We start from the raw sequence: 18,158 nt of genomic DNA, 5'->3' as shown, positions 1-18,158 counted from the left end.
GAGTTTACCCTTAATTTTTAATTAGGAATCGTTATGGAGCGCACAGTCACAGAAACGGAAATCGATATCTCGGCATTGGGTACGATTGTCTCGAAGACAGATGTGAATGGCACTATTTTGGATGTCAACGAAGCTTTCGTAGAGGCAAGCGGCTACAGCAGAGAGGAATTAATCGGTCAGCCGCATAATATTCTGCGTCATCCTGATGTGCCCCAAGCCGTATTTAAAGATTTTTGGCAGACAATTCAGTCCGGAAAACCGTGGGTGCAAGTGGTTAAAAACCGCACCAAAGACGGACACTTTTATTGGGTAGAGGCCAGTGTTATTCCCAGGCTTAAAGATGGGAAAATCATCGGTTATTTATCGGTAAGAAGAGCGATCGACGACTCCCGGAAGCGACAGGCGGAACAGCTTTATCGAGAGATTCAGCAGGGAAGAACGACGCTTCGTAACGGTTATCAAATCAGTCCATTGCAACGAATTTACCTTTTCAATGAGATTCACCCATTTAATTTGATGTTGACCATGATCGCGCTACTCGGAATTGGTGCAACTTTGATTCAAGCCGATATCGTCAATATTCCGGTTATCTGGGTTGCGGTCATCAGTGGTCTGTTTTTTGCCTATGCCTGGGCTGGACGAAAATACGCCTACATCCGCCTAGGGCAGGCGAAACGCCTGATAGACAAAATGCGGGAAGGTGATTTTTCCGGCCAGGTGAATACCTACGGGCAACACTCTCTGAGCAAACTGGTTTCAGCGGTTAAGGTGATGCAGGTTCAGCTAGGGGAAATGTATGACGATGCGCATACCCGTTTAAACCGCAGTACGCGACTGAAATCCGCTTTGGACAGTGCCTCATCTCAAATTATGATGGTAGATCGCCGTGGCAATATTTTGTATATGAATGATGCATTGCAATCGTTTTTTGAAAGTCATCAAACTGCCTTGCGTAACGCCTATCCACAATTTGAAACGTCTCGCTTAATCGGCGAACGCATTGAAGTGCTATTTAAGGAAGAAACGCGTTTTAAAGATCTTTCCAAGATGCAGGATTTTGAAGCAAAGTTTGCGGAGTTTATCTTCAATATCAAAATTCGACCGGTGTATTCCGAACAAGAGGGCAATCAGATAGGGACTGTGATCGAGTGGTTGGATTTGACGCAGCAAAAAAATATTGAGAATACCCTGAAGTCAACATTGCAAATGGCTTCGATTGGGCATACCCAACTGCATTTGGATAACAAAAACCTTGAAGGTTTTTTTCTGGATACCTCTAATAATATCAATGAGTTGTTTGCGTCTTTAAATGAAATTATTGAAGATGTCGTATTCGTTATGAACAGTTTGGCAACCGGTGACGTCAGAGGGCGCATCCAGAAGGATCTGCAAGGTTCCCTGGCGGCGATGAAGGGGGCGACTAACGTTTCCTTGGACAATCTAAGCTCGATTATTTGGTATATCAAACAAGCCGCTGAAACCGTGAATCATGCCGCTTACGAATCCTCCAAGGCATCTCAAGATTTGTCTACGCGTACCCAGCAGGCCGCCGCCACTCTTGAAGAAATTAATGCGACAATGCAAAACGTCAACCAGACGCAAATTGAAAACAGTCAAGAGCTGGCTGAGGTAGCGAAAATTGCAGAAGAAGCCGTCTTGGAAAATGACAAAGCCAAGCAGGCGTTGAACTCCACGGTTGAAGCGATTGAAGACATTCAGACAACCTCGGATAAGATTTCAGCGATTATCGGTTTGATTGACGGCATTGCTTTCCAAACCAATCTGCTGGCTTTGAATGCGGCGGTAGAAGCCGCCAGAGCGGGAGAGCATGGTAGAGGGTTTGCTGTGGTAGCTGGTGAAGTGCGCAGTTTGGCACAAAAGTCGGCGGATGCGGCCAAAGAGATTAAAACCTTGATTGACGAATCGTCTGTTAAGGTGAATATGGGGGTGAGCAAGGTTCAAGAAACTGAAAATGCCTTTACGGTGGTCAATGAAGAAGTCAGTCGTATAGGACGCTCGCTCGCTCAAGTGATGGATTCGATTCGCGAGCAACAGCATAGTGTGCATGAGGTATCACAGGCCATCCAGACGCTGGATGCCAATATTCAGAATAATGCCGCGCTGGTTGAAAAAACTTCTGAAGCATCGGATGCATTAAAAGTTCAAGCGGAATTGCTGTCGAATGAGACAGGCAAGTTCCAGATCGATGAGGCCAAAACCGCGATGCTTATTCAAAGTACGCCGCCTGTTTATGGTGTGCGCATGGCCGATGTACGTCAGAAGATGCGCATCTGGTTAACCAGTGTGCAATCCTATTTAAATGGCGTGAATGTTACAGTGGATATTGATAATGCGGCCGATGCTTCTCAATGTGATGTCAGTCAGGCTTTGCAGACTTTGGTGTCTGCCGATGCTTCGATTAAACAGTTGCCTGAATATGAAAGAGCCAGTGAGCTCCATCAGGAACAGCACGCACTGGTCAAAGAAGTGCTGGCTTTGAATGTGCAGATGGGGAATGCTGATTTCGAACAGATGAAGCTTAGAGACCAAAAAATGGACCGTTTTGTCAGCGTGTCGATGGAATTGGACGGGGCATTGGATGATTTGAATCGAGTGTGTGTTGAACGTGGCAGTGGATCTTATGCCATGATTCAATCCGCGGCATGAATGAAATGTAAATAGCTATTTTTTACCAGCGTTTTAGGGGGGGGGCAGAACAAAGAGTGGCAGTGAGAAGAAGGAATTTAATTTAACAGGAGGCCTGCTTAGTTTTCAGCGGGGAGTGAACGGCGATGCAAGAGTTTATCAGTTTATATGATCAATATCAGAACGACATTGAAAAGTTTTTGATTGAAACCATCCGCAATAACGGGCAGTTAATGCGCGTTGAAGCTGATAGCATGCAACGCTTTTTCAAAGTGTTGCCGAGTTTAGAGCTTATCTACATCACGGATAATGACTTTAAACAGGTCTCGCCGAACATCTATAAAAACCGAGTTAAAGAAGAGGCCAAAGGTAAAAACCGTGAATACCTGGTTTCAAAAGTTGCGCCTAAGGAAGAAGATGTCTCTATCAGTCAGCCCTATGTGAGCTCGGCTACCGGTGAGCCCTGTGTCACGGTGATGTTTTACAGTCAGCAGCGCTACTACTTCTTTGATTTCAACTTAACGAAACTGCTGGTGCGTTTTGGCCTTGTAGAACGCCATCCTATTTTTAACCTGGTTTCTAAAGGATTTTACTTGGGAATCGGGGTGTCTCTGGTCTTTTTCTCGTTAATGTCGATTGGTTATGCCTTTTACGATTATTTTCTGCAAATAATCCAACCCCAGCAGTATACCTTGGAGAGTGTGTTTAAACCGATTGTCGCGCTGACCATGGGTTTGGCGATTTTTGACTTGGCCAAGACGCTTTTGGAAAGGGAGGTCTTTTTTAAAGCCTATTCGGACAAAAAAGATGAAACTCGACTGCTTTCCAAATTCTTAACGGCCATTATCATCGCGCTATCGATCGAAGCACTGATGGTGGTGTTTAAAACGGCATTGAATGATCCGTCACAGATGCTTTATGCCTTGTATTTGATTATTGGCATTACCCTAATCATTGTCTCTTTGTCGATTTATCACAAATGGGTCATAAAAGAGTCGCATTCTAAGCGTAAATTGGACGAGTAGCGATTCAGATTATGGCGATCTGATATTCGATAAATGACTCGACACGGAGCCTGTTAATGTTGAAACCACTGATTTTCACAGATTTGGACGGTACTCTGTTAAACCATCATACCTATGAGTATGAGGTGGTGAAGCCTGTCATTGAACGTTTGAAGGCACAAGGCATTCAAGTGATTCTTAATTCGAGCAAAACGCTTTCCGAACTAGCGATCTGGCAGCAACGCCTGGCGGTGACGGCGCCGATTATCGCCGAGAACGGCGGAGTGATTCAATTTAAATGGGATGAGAATCGACGCTATTTGTTAGGCACGCCCTATGCCGATATTCGTTCTTTCATTAAACACCTGCGCAAAGCCAATGACTGGAAATTTGAAGGCTTTGGCGATTGGACCGTGGCCGAGGTGATGAATCATACCGGCCTAAAATCGGCCGATGCCGTTCGCGCTAAAGAGCGCGAGGTCACGGAGCCGATTTTATGGCAGGACAGCGAAGAAAATTTTAAAGCTTTTGAGAAGGCGCTAGAGAAAGAGGACTTAATCCTCAAAAAAGGGGGACGGTTTCATCATGTCATGGGGCAGCATGATAAAGCCGATGCCATGCGTTATCTGACGGAGCTCTATGCTCATGAAGATCAACTTCCGCAAACTCTGGCTTTGGGAGATGGTGGCAATGATTTGGCGATGTTGCAGGCTGCGGACATCGCGGTGGTGATGCCGCCAGCCAAAGGGCAAACGTTACAAATTGATGGTGCCTATTATGCGCAAGCAGAAGCGCCGTGGGGCTGGGTGGAAGCGGTGAACCATTTTTACCCAGAGGAAAGTCTCCCATCACTTTTAACCGGATTAAACAATTAGGAAATCGTTTTTCGTGATGGACGTAAGCCAAAGGAGGCACTTATGAGCGATTTTTTTCAAAATGGAACCGTGACCACGTTCCACAACATTACCGATCGTCCGCTTGAGGAGATCGAAGCTGAGCTGGTCAAGTTCAGTGAACAGCGTCCTTTGGGCTTAATTTTGCCTTCGTTGTTCAGTGAGCTTGAAGGCCCGGCATTGGCGAATATTGTCGAGGAACTTAAGAAAGTGCCTTACCTGAACCAGATCGTCATTGGTCTGGATCGCGCGGATGAAAAGCAATTCGCCTACGCCAAAGAGTATTTTTCCGGCCTGCCGCAAAACTGGAAAATCGTCTGGAACGACGGACCAAGAATGCAGGCGATTACCGCAAAACTGAATGAAAAAGATTTGGCTCCCAAAGAGCGCGGTAAGGGAAGTAATGTTTGGAACTGTTATGGCTATGTATTGGCTTCCAAACAGGCCGATGTCGTCGCGCTGCATGACTGTGATGTGTTGACCTATGACCGCAGCCTTTTGGCGCGCTTGATCTATCCAGTGGCTCATCCAACTTTTAACTTCGTCTTTTCCAAGGGGTTCTACCCGCGTTATGCCGATGGTAAGTTAAACGGGCGTGCTTCACGCCTGTTGGTGACACCGTTGCTGCGTGCGCTAAAAGGCGTGCTGGGGCAAGATGATCTGCTCAGCTATCTGGACAGTTTCCGTTACCCGCTGGCGGGGGAATTTGCCATGGACGTGCATTTGACCAAAGAGATCCGCATTCCATCCGACTGGGGATTGGAAATCGGCGTCATGTCTGAGGTGTTGCGTAACTATTCCAATCGCCGGGTGTGCCAAGTGGATATTGCCGATGTTTACGATCACAAACACCAAGATGTCTCTTTTGAGAACAAACAGGCAGGCCTGTCAAGAATGAGCCAGGATATTGCCAAGTCTTTGTTTAGAAAATTGGCGGTACGCGGTCATACGTTCTCACCGAGCAATCTGCGCACGATTCGCGCAAAATATTACCGTACGGCTTTAGATCAGCTGGAATCCTACGCGTTTGATGCGGAAATGAACGGCTTATCGCTGGATCGCCACTCCGAGGAGCAGGTGATCGAATTGTTTGCGGAAAACATTATGCAGGCGGGAATTGACTTCATCGACTCACCAGGCGAGATCCCGTTTTTGGCAAACTGGAACCGGGTGGTGAGTGCTTGCCCCAATATCCTGGAAGAGATTCACAACGCGGTGGAACTGGATAATCAGTAAGTCAAGCTGGGAAGAAACCAGTCATAAGAAAGGCCTGAATGCTAAAAAAGCTGAACAGGCCTGGTCAGAGGTGAATGAGAAGTATGAGTGAAGAGATTCTAAAACGTATCCAGAACCGGTTGCTTAGAATTTATGACGATGCCGACGCCGAGTTTGCGTTTACTAAGCTGGAAAAGTTGCTCAAGCGCCATAAAGAAGCTTTTGGAAAAGATGAATTGCCGCATCGTTGGACCCATGAAGACGTGATGCTGATCACTTACGGTGACACGTTTCTCAAGGAAGGGGAATGGCCGCTGGAAACGCTGCTAAGCTTTCTTAAAACCTATATCAAGCAGTCAATCAATAATGTGCACATTCTGCCGTTTTTTCCTTATAGTTCGGATGACGGTTTTTCGGTCATCGACTACACCATGGTCAACCCCGATCTCGGGGAGTGGAAACATGTGGATAATATCGGTGAGCATTATGATTTGATGTTTGATCTGGTGATCAATCACATCTCTCGGGAAAGCTTGTGGTTTACCGATTACAAAGCCAATAATTCGCCTTATAACGAGTTCTTTATTGAAATGGAAGGCAATGAGGATGTCAGTCAGGTAACCCGTCCTCGCAATACCCCTTTGTTGGTGCCCGCTTATACCCATCGTGGCCGTAAGATGGTCTGGGCCACTTTCAGCGCCGACCAAATCGATCTTAATTTCCGCAACCCTAAAGTGTTGCTGAAAATGGCAGAAGTTTTGTTGCTCTATTTGCAAAAAGGCGCACGTACCGTCCGCTTGGATGCCATTGCATTTCTGTGGAAAGAGCTTGGAACTACCTGTATCCATCTGCCGCAGACCCATGAAGTGGTTAAGTTGTTGCGCGATGTCATGGAGTATGTCAAACCGCATGCCATTTTGCTCACGGAAACCAATGTGCCGCATCACGAAAACCTTTCCTACTTTGGCGAGCAGGATGAGGCCCATATGGTTTACCAGTTTGCGCTGGCGCCCTTGGTGTTGCATGCACTTCATCGTGGAGACGGGAGTTATTTGACCGAATGGGCGATGAATTTGGCACCGCCGCCTGAAGGCTGTACCTTCTTGAATTTTACTGCATCGCATGACGGTATCGGGGTGCGTCCGGTAGAAGGGATTTTGCCGCAACGTGAGGTTGATGATCTCATCACCGGCATGCATCGCTTAGGCGGATTCGTGACTATGAAATCCAATCCAGATGGCAGCGAAAGCCCCTATGAGATCAACGTCACCTATTTTAGTGCCTTGCGCGAAACGCATAATTCAAATGGCCCGGACCAGTGGCAGGTAGAGCGCTTTATCTGTTCGCAGAATATTATGATGACTTTGCAGGGGATTCCGGCTTTCTATATCCACAGCTTGATCGCAACGCCGAATGACCGGGACGGAGTGGAAAAAACCGGACGCACGCGCTCGATTAATCGCCGTCGCTGGGATTACGAGTACTTGCAGGCTTTGATTGAAAGTGGTCGTACCTCCAATGCGGAGGTGTTAAAGCGTTTAACCAATATTTTGCAGCGCCGCAAAAAACACAAAGCGTTTCACCCGGATACACCGCAAAAAGTCATCGACCTGGGGTCGGATTTCTTTGCACTATGGCGTGACAGTGATGATCTGCGTTTTCCATTACTGGCGATTCATAATCTCACCAGTGAGATCAAGCTTATCAATCTATCGGAAATTGAAGGCATTGAACGGTTTTCTTACTGGGTCAATCTACTCGATAACCAGGGGGTCTCTTCAGCTGAGACCCGTTATGTCATGCAGCCTTACCAGTCGGTGTGGTTGATGCCGGAAACCGTAGACGATGTTTCCGCCTTATGGGCACCGTTTACCGATTAAAGCTGACGATCACATCCTGCTTGTGTTTTGCCATATTCGGCACTTTTTCGTATAGTTGCTTAATGTAAACGAAGAAGCCGGGTATGGCATAGGTGCTTCCTTGCTTCTTGTTCTGTCCATTCACAAAGCGTACAGGAGGCCGGTGTGGGGGCTGAAAACAGACGGCGTTTTTTTCGTTTAAAGATGCAAATCCCGCTTTTTGTGCGTCGTTTAGGTCATGCCGACGCTACCCTGCATATTGCAGGGCATCTGCAACTTGCGGAAGCGCATAAACAGAAGTTCTACAAAGCAAGCGAGCGTTTGCAACAACTGTTTAAAGATCCGGTGCATATTGCCAATGGTGCGGTGACCTTGTTTCAAGGCATCAATCTGCGCATTGATTTTTTAGCCTGGTTGCTGGAGGAAATCCTGGCGGGGCGTGATCCGCGTCAGCAGGACGATTTTAGTGACCGATTGCAGCGAGATCAGATGCATTTGCCGCCACAGGGATCGCATACAACCAAGACATTTCCCTTGATTGAAGCGTTTTATCAGCGCATTGAATTGTGTATTTCCGAACTATTGGCTGCGATTGAGCGCAGCCCCGATGTAAGGCGTTTGATTATGGGGTATGAGGATCACACGCTGTTTTCGGCGGAGGATTTTCTGCCCAATCTGTCGATTCTGGCTGAGCAGGGGAATTGGTTGGCGCGGGTGTTGGTGCAGTTAAATGAAAAGCTTACCGTTTATGAACAGGCCTATCAGGATTTAGTGGCGCAAAGTTGTCACCTACCCGATCCACAACAGTGGATTGTTCATCCCGTTAATTTAAGCAGCGGCGGCGTGGATTTTGTGACCTCAGAACACTATGAACTTTACGAGCGCCTATGCGTCTTGTTTGAAATTGAACACCGGTTAATGGTGGTGCATGGGCGCGTCGTGAATATTATTCCGTTACTGGAGAGTGAACTCGAAGAGGGCGCACAGGGGGCGCAACGGATCGGTTTAGAGTTTGTTGATTTAAGCAATGAAGATATTGCTCAGATTACCCGCTTCGTGGCGGCTCAGGAGTTGGCGGCTGCCCATCCCAATCCTTTCTCTCATATGGATTAACCCTTTAATCCGTCTTTCTGATCGTGATGCGAACTTTAAACGCATAGCTTGTAAGGCCTATGTCGCGGTTATCCTGGCCATTTAAAGTTGAATCTTGTCGTGAACTCGGTAAAATGCCGGACTTCGAGTGTGAAATTTTGTAAGAAATTCAGGTACCTCGATGAACTCCAAGCTAAACCTTCAGTTGCGGCAAGCCGTCGATCTGGTCGTGTGTGACCTTGACGGTACGTTGCTCAACCCGGATCATAAAGTGACGCCAAGAACCATTGCGGCGGTTAGAGCCCTGGTAGATCAGGGTGTGCAGTTTATGATTGCAACCGGGCGCCATTATCAAGATGTCTATTTGATTGCTCAACAGTTGGGAGTGGAAATGGACCTGATCACCTCGAATGGCGCGCGCGTTCACGACCGCCATGGTCGGGTGCTTTACGAAAATCACATGCCGGAAAATCTGGTTCGTGAGGTATTGGAAATCTCCTCCGGATTTGAAATTCACCGTAATCTTTATCAACAGGATTTGTGGCTCGTTGAGGAGCCGCACGAAGAATTGCTGGCAATCCACGATACCTCAGGCTTTGAGTACCAGCTCACCGATTTTGCTCAGCTCGATCTCACTCATATCGATAAAATCTACTTTACCGCGGCGCACGAGGTGCTACAGCCATTAGAGCACACCTTGAGGCGGCGTTTTGCCAATCAACTCAGCATCACCTTCACTTCACCGGAATATTTGGAAATCATGAATTTTGGGGTATGTAAAGGCAGGGCGCTGGAAATGATTCTGGAACAAAAGGCACTGCGGCCCGAACGCACCGTTGCATTGGGTGATGGCATGAACGACAAAGAGATGTTGCAATTGGCTGGTTATCCGGTTGTGATGGCCAATGCGGCTGAGTCGGTAAAAACCTGGCTTAATCAGGCCGGAATCAGCGCGCATATTGCGCGCGCCAACTCAGAAGAAGGCGTGGCCCACTACCTGGAAACGGTCCTTTTACCGAAGTTGAAGCCAAACTGAACAGGCCTGTTCGGGTTCATTTTGGTTTTCTCTGGCCGAAATGGTTAGTTTGCAGAGAGGGGCGATTGGATTGCGGTCTGGGTGCGCAAGCGCCGCTGGTAGAACTGCTGCTGCACCACGACGGCCAACAACACTATTCCCGCGCTGACCGCAATGGACGCTGAGATTGAGCTGTCCAGCCAGAAGGCCAGCGCATAGCCGATGAGCACCGCCAGCTCGGCGAAGCCCGCCGCCATCCACAACATCTGTTTCAGGGATTTGGCCAGAAGGTAAGCCGTACTGGCCGGAATTACCAGCAGTGCAACCACCAGAATCGCACCGACCGCATCGAACGAGGCGACGGTGGTCATCGATACCAGCGTCATCATGAAATAGTGCCAGAACACCACATTGATGCCCAAAGAGACTGCTAGGGTTGGGTGAAAAGTGACAGTCTGTAAACGTTGGTAAAACACCACAACGCTCGCCAACACCGCGGCAAAAACGATCAGGATCATCCAAAACGCACGTGGACCAAGGTCGATGCCGGTTTTGAGGTCGCCCCAAATCACCGTGTCAAAAGGCACGAAAGCGATCTCCCCGTAGAGGACGCATTCCTGGTCGAGGTCAATGTCGCCTGCATACAGTGAAATTAGGATGACGCCAACGGCAAAAAACAGGGTGAAGACAATGCCGATACTGGCATCGCTTTGCAGCTGTCCGGTTTTGTGCAGCTGGTCGCTGAGCCAGGCGGTGGTCAGGCCGATCAACACCGCCCCGCTGAGCATGACCGGCAGAGAGCGGGAATCGGTGGCTAGAAAGGCGAGCACAATGCCGAGCAGTACCGAGTGACTGATGGCATCTCCCAGCAGGGATTGGCGGCGTAAAATCAAGAAACTGCCGACCATCGAGCAGGCGACGGCCACCAAGGAGGCGGTTGCCAAAATCCACAGATCACTGATCATGTTTGCCTCCTTGTGCTTTCACGCCGGGTTGACGTTCCGCGTCGCCTTGCGGGATATCGCGGCCGTGTGGATCGAAGTGCGGGTTGGCCAGTTCCATTTCCAGTTGTTGTTCCTGTTCTTCCGTCAGCAGGTGTTCGATGCGTTCCGCCTGAGTGTGTACTTGATCCGGCGGCAGATCCATCTGTTCATTCAAGTAGTTTTCCCACAGTCGGTGGCGCCGGGTTAATTGCTGAGCCTGTTGCAAGCCTGCTTCGGTCAGACGGAAACCGTTCACGGAGTCTTCGATCAATTGTTGCTGGCAGAGACGCTTCAAGGTTTTTTTCAGGGCATTGGTCGGCATGGCTCGCAGCGCTTGAATATCCCCAATATTGAACGGTCGTTGCTGAAAGTCGCCGCGTTCATAAAGCTTATACAGCGTACGTAGAATGTTTTCCTGTGCCACTTTAAAGCGCAGTGCCCTCTGCTGTAGGTAACGATGCACCAGTCCGCGTTGCGGCGCGAACAACAGGGAAATAATAAACAGCAACGCTAAGCTGACCACCATCCAAGGGCCGGTTGGCATTGCAGGAGCGAGATAGGAAATCTGCGTGCTGATGATAGCGCTGAAAGCGCCGAGCCCCCCGGCAACCACAAGAATGGTCGTTAGCTGATTGCTCCAAAAACGCGCCGCCGCCACCGGAGTCAGCAGAACCGCCGCCATCAAAACGACCCCCACCAGTTGCAGGCCTACGACGACTGACATGACGATCAGTAAGGCTAAGGTGAATTCGTAGAAACGCACCGGAATGCCCAGGGTACGCGCATAATTAAGGTTGAAGGCGATCAGGCGCAGTTTTTGGAAAAGCAGGGTGACAACGAGCAGAATAAACACCGTCACATACATCAACAGGGTGATGTCTTGTTGGCTCATGGCTGCGGCTTGTCCAAACAGAATTTTATCCAGGCCGCTCTTGTTCTCGACATTCAGTCCTTGGATATAGGAGAGCAGCATGAGACCGAGCGCAAAAAAGAACGATAGGGTAATCGCGAGAGCGGCATCGGCTTTGATCTTGGTATGCTTGGGTAGCCAATCAATCATAAAAAAACCGGCAAAGCTGCTGACCACGGCACCGAGAAACATCACCACCGGATCACGAGTTTGAAACAGCAGAAAGGCGCTCATCACACCGGGCAGAGCCGCGTGTGCCAGTGCATCGCCGATTAGGGAGCGGCGGCGTAAAAAAGCGAAAGCTCCAATCACCGAGGCACTGATGCCCAGCAGGATGCTGCCGCTGAGTACCCATAGGGCATTCATGTCCTCAAAACGCCAGAATTCCAGCCACAGTTCCCAGGAACCGGGCGCGTTTAACAGTTCGAATTCAGCTTGCATCTGCGCCGCCTAGTCGTGATCGTGCGCCTGATTCAGGCGGGTACGGTACATGGTTTCGGTGAGGTCGTTGAGCAGTGACAGTCGGCTGCCGAAGGTTTTTTGCAGATTTTCCGGTGTCAGGGTGGTTTCTACCGGGCCGGCGGCAACTAAACGCGCGTTAATCATCAAGACCCAATCAAAGTAGGTGTCAACGGTGTTCAGGTCATGATGCACGCAGACAATGGTTTTACCTTGCGCCTTAAGGGTATGGAAAAGCCCAATAATCGCTTTTTCGGTGGCCATGTCGACGCCGGCAAAAGGTTCATCCATTAGATACAGGTTGGCCTGCTGCGCCAGAGCGCGTGCCAAAAACACGCGCTGTTGCTGTCCGCCGGAGAGTTGACTGATCTGTCGGTCACGGAATTCCCACATTTTCAAATCTTTTAAGGCCTGTTCCGCAATCTGTTTATCTTGCGCACTGGGGCGTTGCCAAAATTTCAATTGGCCGTGACGCCCCATCAACACCACATCCATTACATCGATTGGAAAATCCCAGTCGATCTCTTCACGCTGCGGTACATACGCCGTAGTCAGGCGTTTGTTGGCCAGTGGCTGGCCAAAGAATTCCACCTGGCCTTCAATCAGCGGTTCGAGTTCCATCATGCCTTTGAGCAGGGTGGATTTTCCCGCCCCGTTCGGACCGATAATGGCGATGGTTTTACCTTCCGGAATCTCGAAACTGACGTCGGTCAGTACCGGCTTATAGTGATAGCGCATGCTCAGGTTGGTGACGCGAATCGGCGGTTGAGCCGACACAAGGCTTGAATTCATTGGGCTTCTCCACTTAGAGCGTGAACCAGAGTGTTGACATTGTGACGAACCATACCAAGATAATGGCCTTCAGGGGTGCCAGGCAACCCCATGGCATCCGAATAGAGTTCGCCACCGATTTTCAGTTCATGGCCTTCGGCGCGAACCCCTTTCATCAAAGATTCAATAAAACGCGGCGAGACGCTCGATTCAACAAAGACCGCTTTAACCCCGTTGTTAACAATCACGTCTTTGAGCTGTTTCATGTCTTGCAGGCCAAATTCAGCCGCGGTGCTGATGCCTTGCAGTCCCATCACTTTAACCGAGTAGGCCTGTCCAAAATAGCCGAACGCGTCATGTGCGGTAATCAAGATGCGCTGATTCTGCGGAATGGTTGCCATTTGTTGGCGTACCCACTGATCCAGATCGTCAAGCTGTTGAAAATAACGTTGGGCGTTATGTTCAAAGCTTTTTCGGGCATCGGGTTGGTGTTGACTCAACATCTTTAAAATGTATTGACCGGCCTGTTTCCAAAGTTGCACATCAAACCAGATGTGCGGATCCGGGTGGGTGTCAAAGTGACGCAAGCGTTCTGGCGGCAGTTCAGCCGAGATGGCGTATACCGGTTTTTTACGCGCCATTTTCTCAAATACGTCCTGCATTTTGCCTTCCAAGTGCAGTCCGTTATAAAAAATCAGGTCGGCGCGCAGCAGCTTGCGCAAATCGCCTTGAGTAGCTTTGTAAAGGTGAGGATCGACGCCGCTGCTCATCAGAGCGGTGACTTTGACTTTGTCTCCGCCAATGTTTTGAGTTAAGTCAGCAATCATACCTGTGGTGGTGACGATATTGAGCTGTGCATTTGCGCTCCAGCTAAAGGACAGCAGGAACGGGGCGATCACAAACAGGATTAGCTGATGCACTGTTTTGCGATTCCGGATGATGTGTCTGCTAAACCATTGGATGGAGGCTGGTGTCTTGAGTAAAAGAGTGATCATCGTGTATGGCAGGCCTGTTGTTGTTTGGGATGTTTTTTCAGTTTCTAAGTTGTTTCTAATTAAAAAATTAGCCTTAACTAAAAATATAGTGAAACTATAACAGAACCGCGCTTTTTTTCAAGAATAAAAAGCGGTGTAGAAGGAGGTAAGTGTTTGTAAGTAATCTAGAATTGCAATTTCCGGCGTTTCGGCTTGCCGGACTTGAGCGGTTTTTTGCTGCGTTTGAGTTGCACCATGACTTCGGTGTGGGTGGTGTGTGGGAACATGTCGATTAAACCGGCTTTGGTCAAGTGGTAGCCGCTTTTTTCCAAAGCTTGTACATCACGGATAAGGGTGGCGGCATTGCACGACACATAGACAATCAGCTCCGCTTTTAGTTGGTTAAGCTCTTTGCAGATTTGTAAGGCGCCCTGGCGGCCTGGGTCGAGGAGAATGCGATCGTATGTTTTTTGCTTGAACCAAGCGCGGTTTTGACTTTCTTTGAATAGATCTGCTTTATAAAAAGCGGTGTTTTTAAGTTGGTTATTGTGCGCATTTTCTGCGGCGGTGTTCACCAGTGTCTCCAGTCCTTCCACGCCCACAACGGATTCAGCGTGTTGTGCGATCGGCAGGGTAAAGTTGCCTACGCCGCAAAACAGGTCAAGCACCTGATGGGTTGGAGACAGTTCGAGCCACTGTAGGGCTTGAGCGACCATTTTCTGGTTGATTTCGCGGTTGATTTGGATAAACCCGTCGGCCGGGAAGTGCAGCTGGAGTGGGCCGAGAGCATAAAACGGTTCTTCTTTAGTTGGCGTTGGTAGACCGAAAACGCCATTGTCGGCCTCCACCAGAGGGATCTCTTTGTAGGCGCGGCTGGCCGTTTTCAGTAAATTTTCCCGTTCATTGGCCAGTACCTGATTGAGCACCGGTGTCAGGATTGGACACTGCTGGATGTCAACCAGCTCCTCGGAGGCTTTTTGGCGAAAGCCCAGACGCGGCTGTTTGTCCTGTTTGTTAATGGCGAGTCCAAAGCGGGCGCGGCGTCGGTATTGGGTGTCTTGGCCGACAATCGGGGGTAAAACTTGGCAGGCCTGGGCATTGACCGATTGCATCAAGCGTTTGATGAAGTTTTCGTGCTTCCAATGGCGTTGCGCGTTAATGTCGAGGTGTTGAAGCTGGCAGCCGCCGCACTGGGCATACATGTCGCAAAAAGGCTCTACGCGATCGGGTGAAGCCGTTTCCACCTCAACCAAGTCCGCTTCGTCAAATTTGGCTTGTGAATTGGTCACACGCGCCGTAATCACGTCGCCGGGAACCGCACCCGTGACAAATACCGCCTTGCCGTCTCGTTTGCCGACGCCGCGACCGTCATGGGTCAGACCGTCGATTTTCAGGTGGTGAAGCAAGGTGTTGGTGTGGTTCATAGTGATTAAGGAAGTCTGTGTGGTGAAATGAAATCTGAAATTCAACGGGCCTGATCAGTTTGTCGTCTGCGTGTTAGTCAATGCCGAGCAGCTTATGGGTCTGCAGGCTCAGTTTCCATTGAGGGTGTTGCAGGCAGTAGTTAACCGCTTGGCGAATGTTTTCTTGGCTAATTTGCGGATTCTTGTCATCCATTGGCTGCAAATAAAAATGCTCAAAATCCAGGTGCGCTAGCTTTTCCGGCTGCAGCTGAGGCTGGGGATAGACCAGTTTTAGCTCATCGCCGTGATCCAGTAGCAGCGGGGCGCCTGCTTTGGGGCTGACGCACACCCAGTCGATGCCATCTGGTGCGTGTTTGGTGCCGTTGGTTTCAATGGCAATTTCAAAACCATGCTGGTGCAGGGTGTCTACGAGAACTTGATCTACTTGCAGTAGCGGTTCGCCACCGGTGAGAACCACAAATGGGGAGGGAGAGCCGTCTTCTTTGTTTTGCGGCCAAAACAGCAGCAGGTGTTGGCAAAGTGATTCGGCGTTGTCGAAGCGGCCACCATTCTGTCCGTCGGTGCCGATAAAGTCGGTGTCGCAGAATTGACAGACGGCTTTATCGCGGTCCTGTTCGCGTCCGGTCCATAGGTTGCATTGGCTCAGGCGGCAAAAGATCGCCGGGCGGCCACTGTGAAATCCCTCTCCTTGCAGCGAGTAAAAAACCTCTTTGACTGAATAACCCATTTTATTGTCGTCTCTGTCGAATCTTAGGCGTATTTTACTATTTAGACACGGGTCTGAAATGATATAATTTGCAACTATTTTTAAAATTTACGTGAATTGGGTTAAAGCAATGTCAGGAAAGACTTTATACGACAAATTGTGGGACGACCATGTGGTACGTCAGGAAGAAGATGGCACAGCATTGATTTATATCGATCGTCAACTGCTTCACGAAGTCACCTCTCCTCAGGCGTTTGAAGGCTTGCGCCTTGCGCATCGTAAGCCTTGGCGCGTTGAAGCCAATCTTGCCACCTGCGATCACAATGTGCCCACTACAGAGCTCAAAGGTGGTGTGGATACGATCGAAGACCCAGTTTCGCGCATTCAGGTACAGACGCTAGGCATGAATACCAAAGAGTTCGGAATTACCGAGTTTGGTATGGGAGATCCACGCCAAGGGATCGTTCACGTAGTGGGGCCTGAAGAAGGCATGACCTTGCCGGGCACAACTCTGGTGTGCGGTGATTCGCATACCGCCACTCACGGTGCTTTGGGTGCATTGGCTCACGGTATTGGTACTTCAGAGGTTGAGCATGTTTTGGCGACCCAGTGCTTGATCCAAAAGAAAATGAAAAACATGCTGGTCAAAGTGGACGGTCAGCTCAAGCCGGGTGTGACCCCAAAAGACGTGATTTTGGCGATTATCGGTAAAATCGGTACCGCTGGCGGTACCGGTTATGCGATGGAGTTCGGCGGTCAGGTGTTCCGTGACATGTCGATTGAAGGACGTATGACCGTGTGTAATATGGCGATCGAAGGTGGCGCGCGTGTCGGCCTGGTCGGAGTGGACGAAAAGACCATCGAATATGTGAAAGGCCGTCCGTATGCGCCAAAAGGCGAGTTGTGGGATCAGGCGGTAGAAGCGTGGAAAGAGCTGCGTTCCGATGATGATGCCGTTTTTGATAAGGTCATTGAAATCGACGGTTCTGAGATCCAACCTCAAGTCTCTTGGGGAACGTCACCGGAGATGGTGCTCGATGTGGACGGCATTATTCCTGATCCGGACCAAGAGAGCGATCCGGTTAAAGCGACCTCTATTCGTAACGCTTTAAAATACATGGGCTTGGAAGCGGGTACGGCGATTAAAGATATTCCAGTGGAGTATGTGTTTATCGGCTCCTGTACCAATTCGCGTATTGAAGACTTGCGCGCGGCGGCCAATGTGCTTAAAGGCAAAAAGATTTCCGATAAAGTGGAGTTGGCCATTGCCGTGCCGGGTTCAGGCTTGGTTAAGCAGCAGGCCGAAGCGGAAGGCCTGGATAAAATCTTTGTTGAGGCCGGTTTTGAGTGGCGAAACCCGGGGTGTTCAATGTGTTTGGCCATGAACGCCGATCGTCTGCCGAGCGGCAAGCACTGTGCTTCCACTTCGAACCGTAACTTCGAAGGGCGTCAGGGGGCGGGTGGACGTACCCACCTGGTCAGTCCTGAGATGGCGGCGGCTGCGGCGGTAGCAGGCCATTTTGTTGATGTGCGTGATTATTTGTAAGCCTTGGGGAGTCGAAGATGGATAAGTTTGTAAAAATGACCGCTATTGTGGCACCAATGGATCGCGCGAATGTCGATACGGATGCGATCATTCCCAAACAGTTTTTGAAATCAATCAAGCGTACCGGTTTCGGTCCGAACTTGTTTGATGAGTGGCGTTATGAAGATGTAGGTCAGCCGGACGCGGATAACTCCAAGCGTCCGTTGCGTAAAGATTTCGTGTTGAATCAGCCGCGTTATCAAGGCGCTAAGATTCTGTTAGCACGTGAAAATTTTGGCTGCGGTTCCAGTCGTGAGCATGCACCATGGGCACTGAAAGACTATGGTTTTGATGTGATTATTGCACCGAGCTTTGCGGATATTTTCTTTAATAACAGCTTTAAAAACGGCATTCTGCCAATCATTTTGGATGAAAAAGTGGTGGATGAACTGTTTAATGAAACCTTCGCCAATGAAGGGTATCAGCTGACGATTGACCTTGCGGAACAGAAGATTATTAAGCCAAATGGGGATGCGATTGAGTTTGATGTCGATAGTTTCCGTAAGCACTGTTTGTTAAACGGTTTGGATGATATCGGTCTGACGTTACAGCACTCTGAAGAGATTAAAGCGTACGAAGAGAACCGTAAGGCGACTAAACCTTGGCTGTATGCAAACTAGTT

At 49.3% G+C, this 18,158-nt stretch carries 15 protein-coding genes; 9 read left to right on the top strand and 6 right to left on the bottom strand.

The window, feature by feature from the left end:
* Positions 1-33 precede the first annotated feature (33 nt).
* The 7 genes from QCB44_RS06605 (at position 34) to QCB44_RS06575 (ending at position 9,745) form a co-directional block, all read left to right on the top strand.
* Positions 34-2,667: a methyl-accepting chemotaxis protein gene (locus QCB44_RS06605; RefSeq protein WP_279408795.1), complete on the top strand. Its 2,634-nt coding sequence runs from the start codon at positions 34-36 to the stop codon at positions 2,665-2,667.
* A 125-nt stretch (positions 2,668-2,792) separates the two neighbouring features.
* Positions 2,793-3,671 carry a hypothetical protein gene (locus QCB44_RS06600; RefSeq protein ID WP_279408794.1) on the top strand — a complete coding sequence of 293 codons (879 nt, stop codon included), beginning with the start codon at positions 2,793-2,795 and terminating at the stop codon, positions 3,669-3,671.
* A 56-nt stretch (positions 3,672-3,727) separates the two neighbouring features.
* On the top strand, positions 3,728-4,525 hold the full coding sequence (locus QCB44_RS06595) for an HAD-IIB family hydrolase (RefSeq protein ID WP_279408793.1): 798 nt from the start codon (positions 3,728-3,730) through the stop codon (positions 4,523-4,525).
* A gap of 42 nt (positions 4,526-4,567) precedes the next feature.
* Entirely contained in the window at positions 4,568-5,779 is a 1,212-nt protein-coding gene (locus QCB44_RS06590) for a glycosyl transferase (RefSeq protein WP_279408791.1), read from the top strand.
* An 83-nt stretch (positions 5,780-5,862) separates the two neighbouring features.
* Positions 5,863-7,638, top strand: coding sequence for a sugar phosphorylase (locus QCB44_RS06585; protein ID WP_279408790.1), 1,776 nt, complete (start codon positions 5,863-5,865; stop codon positions 7,636-7,638).
* A gap of 183 nt (positions 7,639-7,821) precedes the next feature.
* On the top strand, positions 7,822-8,730 hold the full coding sequence (locus tag QCB44_RS06580) for a PilZ domain-containing protein (protein ID WP_279408789.1): 909 nt from the start codon (positions 7,822-7,824) through the stop codon (positions 8,728-8,730).
* A gap of 160 nt (positions 8,731-8,890) precedes the next feature.
* Positions 8,891-9,745 carry an HAD family hydrolase gene (locus tag QCB44_RS06575; RefSeq protein ID WP_279408786.1) on the top strand — a complete coding sequence of 285 codons (855 nt, stop codon included), beginning with the start codon at positions 8,891-8,893 and terminating at the stop codon, positions 9,743-9,745.
* A 44-nt stretch (positions 9,746-9,789) separates the two neighbouring features.
* Here QCB44_RS06575 and QCB44_RS06570 read toward each other — a convergent pair whose 3' ends face one another.
* From QCB44_RS06570 to queE, 6 genes are all read right to left on the bottom strand, one after another.
* A complete protein-coding gene (locus QCB44_RS06570) occupies positions 9,790-10,689 on the bottom strand; it encodes a metal ABC transporter permease (RefSeq protein ID WP_279408785.1) in 900 nt (299 codons plus the stop codon).
* Positions 10,679-12,058, bottom strand: a complete 1,380-nt coding sequence (locus QCB44_RS06565; protein ID WP_279408782.1) for an iron chelate uptake ABC transporter family permease subunit — start codon at positions 12,056-12,058, stop codon at positions 10,679-10,681. Before QCB44_RS06565 ends, QCB44_RS06570 begins: the two co-directional genes overlap by 11 nt.
* Positions 12,059-12,067: 9 nt before the next feature.
* A complete protein-coding gene (locus tag QCB44_RS06560; protein WP_279408781.1) occupies positions 12,068-12,868 on the bottom strand; it encodes a metal ABC transporter ATP-binding protein in 801 nt (266 codons plus the stop codon).
* Entirely contained in the window at positions 12,865-13,767 is a 903-nt protein-coding gene (locus tag QCB44_RS06555; protein WP_279408779.1) for a zinc ABC transporter substrate-binding protein, read from the bottom strand. The genes QCB44_RS06560 and QCB44_RS06555 overlap by 4 nt, the downstream gene beginning before the upstream one ends.
* 239 nt (positions 13,768-14,006) lie before the next feature.
* A complete protein-coding gene (rlmD, locus tag QCB44_RS06550; RefSeq protein WP_279408778.1) occupies positions 14,007-15,245 on the bottom strand; it encodes a 23S rRNA (uracil(1939)-C(5))-methyltransferase RlmD in 1,239 nt (412 codons plus the stop codon).
* 73 nt (positions 15,246-15,318) lie between these two features.
* Positions 15,319-15,972 carry a 7-carboxy-7-deazaguanine synthase gene (gene queE, locus QCB44_RS06545; protein WP_279408776.1) on the bottom strand — a complete coding sequence of 218 codons (654 nt, stop codon included), beginning with the start codon at positions 15,970-15,972 and terminating at the stop codon, positions 15,319-15,321.
* 109 nt (positions 15,973-16,081) lie between these two features.
* Between queE and leuC the strand changes: the two genes are divergently transcribed.
* Together leuC and leuD are read left to right on the top strand one after the other, a co-directional pair.
* Positions 16,082-17,497 carry a 3-isopropylmalate dehydratase large subunit gene (gene leuC, locus QCB44_RS06540; protein WP_279408775.1) on the top strand — a complete coding sequence of 472 codons (1,416 nt, stop codon included), beginning with the start codon at positions 16,082-16,084 and terminating at the stop codon, positions 17,495-17,497.
* Positions 17,498-17,514: 17 nt separating this feature from the next.
* Positions 17,515-18,156, top strand: coding sequence for a 3-isopropylmalate dehydratase small subunit (gene leuD, locus QCB44_RS06535; RefSeq protein ID WP_279408774.1), 642 nt, complete (start codon positions 17,515-17,517; stop codon positions 18,154-18,156).
* Positions 18,157-18,158 lie beyond the last annotated feature (2 nt).

Origin of the sequence: Thiomicrorhabdus sp. zzn3 (assembly GCF_029767755.1) — a bacterium.
Classification (GTDB): Bacteria; Pseudomonadota; Gammaproteobacteria; order Thiomicrospirales; family Thiomicrospiraceae; genus Thiomicrorhabdus.
The sequence above is the reverse complement of the archived record's forward strand: the minus strand, read 5'-3'. Positions and strand labels throughout refer to the sequence as shown.

Bases quoted from the DNA above. Each gene is read 5' to 3' on its own strand.
- rlmD (WP_279408778.1), bottom strand. From the start codon at position 15,245: ATGAACCACACCAACACCTTGCTTCACCACCTGAAAATCGACGGTCTG.
- QCB44_RS06575 (WP_279408786.1), top strand. From the start codon at position 8,891: ATGAACTCCAAGCTAAACCTTCAGTTGCGGCAAGCCGTCGATCTGGTC.
- QCB44_RS06600 (WP_279408794.1), top strand. From the start codon at position 2,793: ATGCAAGAGTTTATCAGTTTATATGATCAATATCAGAACGACATTGAA.
- QCB44_RS06590 (WP_279408791.1), top strand. From the start codon at position 4,568: ATGAGCGATTTTTTTCAAAATGGAACCGTGACCACGTTCCACAACATT.
- QCB44_RS06565 (WP_279408782.1), bottom strand. From the start codon at position 12,058: ATGCAAGCTGAATTCGAACTGTTAAACGCGCCCGGTTCCTGGGAACTG.
- QCB44_RS06595 (WP_279408793.1), top strand. From the start codon at position 3,728: ATGTTGAAACCACTGATTTTCACAGATTTGGACGGTACTCTGTTAAAC.
- leuD (WP_279408774.1), top strand. From the start codon at position 17,515: ATGGATAAGTTTGTAAAAATGACCGCTATTGTGGCACCAATGGATCGC.
- queE (WP_279408776.1), bottom strand. From the start codon at position 15,972: ATGGGTTATTCAGTCAAAGAGGTTTTTTACTCGCTGCAAGGAGAGGGA.
- QCB44_RS06560 (WP_279408781.1), bottom strand. From the start codon at position 12,868: ATGAATTCAAGCCTTGTGTCGGCTCAACCGCCGATTCGCGTCACCAAC.
- QCB44_RS06580 (WP_279408789.1), top strand. From the start codon at position 7,822: ATGCAAATCCCGCTTTTTGTGCGTCGTTTAGGTCATGCCGACGCTACC.
- QCB44_RS06570 (WP_279408785.1), bottom strand. From the start codon at position 10,689: ATGATCAGTGATCTGTGGATTTTGGCAACCGCCTCCTTGGTGGCCGTC.
- QCB44_RS06605 (WP_279408795.1), top strand. From the start codon at position 34: ATGGAGCGCACAGTCACAGAAACGGAAATCGATATCTCGGCATTGGGT.
- QCB44_RS06585 (WP_279408790.1), top strand. From the start codon at position 5,863: ATGAGTGAAGAGATTCTAAAACGTATCCAGAACCGGTTGCTTAGAATT.
- leuC (WP_279408775.1), top strand. From the start codon at position 16,082: ATGTCAGGAAAGACTTTATACGACAAATTGTGGGACGACCATGTGGTA.